This is a genomic window from Flavobacterium sp. UBA4854 (assembly GCF_002399805.1).
GTDB lineage: Bacteria > Bacteroidota > Bacteroidia > Flavobacteriales > Flavobacteriaceae > Flavobacterium > Flavobacterium ginsengisoli.
In genome coordinates this window covers 47745-50251 of the sequence record NZ_DHEI01000027.1, presented here as the reverse complement: position 1 = coordinate 50251, position 2507 = coordinate 47745, and the positions used below count along the sequence as shown (strand labels likewise).

General features: G+C 33.3%; 3 protein-coding genes. 1 reads left to right on the top strand and 2 read right to left on the bottom strand.

From position 1 onward, the window contains the following. The coding region (gdhA, locus tag B3J44_RS03220) for an NADP-specific glutamate dehydrogenase (protein ID WP_286965748.1) at positions 1–1140 on the bottom strand (1140 nt) is incomplete at its 3' end. A 325-nt stretch (positions 1141–1465) separates the two neighbouring features. Here gdhA and B3J44_RS03215 point away from each other — a divergent pair. Beyond that, entirely contained in the window at positions 1466–2257 is a 792-nt protein-coding gene (locus tag B3J44_RS03215) for a THC0290_0291 family protein (RefSeq protein WP_286965747.1), read from the top strand. A gap of 85 nt (positions 2258–2342) precedes the next feature. On the opposite strand, the gene B3J44_RS03210 is transcribed toward B3J44_RS03215, so the two are convergent. Beyond that, positions 2343–2507, bottom strand: a 165-nt coding sequence (locus B3J44_RS03210) for a PLP-dependent transferase (protein WP_286965752.1), incomplete at its 5' end; no start/stop codon positions are given.

Genomic DNA, 2507 nt, shown 5'->3' with positions numbered 1-2507 from the left:
TCCAGAAGCAGCAACACCTCCAGCATTTGCAGCTTTTCCTGGTGCGAATAATACTTTACTGTCTAAGAAAAGTTTAATAGCATCTAATGTAGAAGGCATATTTGCAGCTTCTGTAACACATAAAACGCCATTATCAATTAACTTCTTGGCATCATCTCCATTTAACTCGTTTTGAGTAGCGCAAGGAATAGCGATATCTACTTTTACTTCCCAAGGGCTTTTTCCTTTATGGAAAATAGCATTTGGATATTTCTCCAAATATCTTTCTGCTCTATTATCTCCAGTAGCTCTCATTTCAACCATATGGTCGATTTTTTCTCCAGAAATACCTTCTTCATCATAAATATAACCATCAGGTCCAGAAATAGTAACTACTTTACCTCCTAATTCATTTACTTTTAAAGCAACTCCCCAAGCCACATTTCCGAATCCAGAAATAGCAACTCTTTTACCTTTAATTTCATGACCAATTGTACGAAGCATTTGATCTGTAAAGTAAACTACTCCATATCCTGTAGCTTCTGGTCTAATCAATGAACCACCGTAAGCCAAACCTTTTCCAGTTAAAACTCCTGTAAATTCATTTCTAATTCTTTTGTATTGGCCAAACAAATATCCAATTTCTCTTGCTCCAACACCAATATCTCCAGCTGGAACGTCAAGATCTGGACCAATATGACGGCATAATTCTGTCATAAACGATTGGCAGAAACGCATAATTTCGCCATCTGATTTTCCTTCTGGGTCAAAATCAGAACCACCTTTACCTCCACCCATTGGAAGAGTTGTCAAACTGTTTTTGAAAACTTGTTCGAAAGCAAGGAATTTTAAAACTGATAAATTTACTGTATGGTGAAATCTAATTCCTCCTTTATAAGGTCCAATTGCAGAGTTCATCTGAATTCTAAAACCTCTGTTTACAATAATTTCTCCTTTATCGTCTACCCACGGAACTCTAAATATAATTGATCTCTCTGGTTCAGCGATTCTTAGAAGAATATTCTTCCCATCGTATTTTTTACGTTCAGATATAAAAGGAATTACAGTTTCAGCAAATTCTCTAACAGCTTGAAGAAATTCTGGCTCGTTTGGATTTTTTGACTCAATTAGAGCCATAAATTCATTTATTTTTTGTTCCATCTTTGAAATAAATTTTTCAGATAATTAAGTTTAATCTTTACTCTTATAAAAATAAGAAATCATGTTTAAGAAAACGTTTTCGTTTTAACAGACAAAGATATATCAAATAATGATTCAATGTTATATTTTTCACTTTTTTGAATCGATTTGTGTTTTTTTCAAACATTACAAAAAAACACATTTTACATGTAGGTGTTTACATGCAAATCACTCTTTAAAAGTTAGTAAATTAAGTATTTTGCTAGTTATTTTTCAATAGAGCGATTTAATATTTTGAATCGATTATGTTTTTTATATATTTGCCGTGATTTGTAAGCCCTAAAAAATGTCTAAACCCCTATTTATCACATTACTTGCCTTGTTTGGCATATCAACTGCTGTATCAGCACAAGGACTAGCTCAAGAGATCGGAATTTACGCCGGACCAGTTACATTACAGTCTGATTTTGGAGAAAGACACAACTTCGATACCAATGTAGGAAACACTGGTTTTGGTGTTGGAATTATGCACTTTCTTAACTTTTCTAGCAATAACAATAGAGAAAGTTTTTTTACAGAGCATTTTAAAGTAAGAACTGATCTATCTTTCAGCAGAACTACTTTAAAACATCATGGTCAATGGGTTAATTACAAACCTGACGGATTATTTGCACAGCAATTAAAAAATATGCACGCAAGTTCTAGCATATTAGGTTTAGGTGCTCAGTTAGAATTTTCTCCTTTTATGAAAATCCACGATTACGAAAACACAATTGGTAGCCTTAGTCCGTATGGAAGTTTAGGATTTCAGGTTAGCTATTATTCAGCAAAAGTTGGATCTCATTTAGGAGACATCACCTTACCTACTGTTACTCCAGGAAAATACTTAACTCCATCTGATGGACGTGCACATGGATTCTCTACAGAAACTGGCGTAGTTTTATCTGCAACAGCTGCTGTTGGTGTTCATTACAAATTATCTGAAATGAGCGATTTAATGTTTGAGACTCGTTTCTCTATGTATAATTCAGATTGGATTGACGGATTAAATCCAAATAAAGATATTTATAAAGAAAACAAATCTAACGACTGGCAGGTTTGGTTTAACTTCGGATATATTTATTATTTAGAGTTTTAAATCAAGAAAATTTACAACATAAAAAATCCCAAATTCCAAAATAATTAAAATTGGAATTTGGGATTTTTATTTTTAAGTATACTTATTAAGCTAAAGCTTGCTCTAAATCTGCAATTAAATCTTCAGCATCTTCAATACCAACGCTTAATCGAACTAAATCGTCTGTAATACCGACTTCTGCTCTTTTATCTGCAGGAATAGATGCATGCGTCATTAAAGCTGGATGATTTGCCAATGATTCTACTCCACC

Coding starts and splice junctions, on each gene's coding strand:
- B3J44_RS03215 (WP_286965747.1), top strand. CDS start 1,466: ATGTCTAAACCCCTATTTATCACATTACTTGCCTTGTTTGGCATATCA.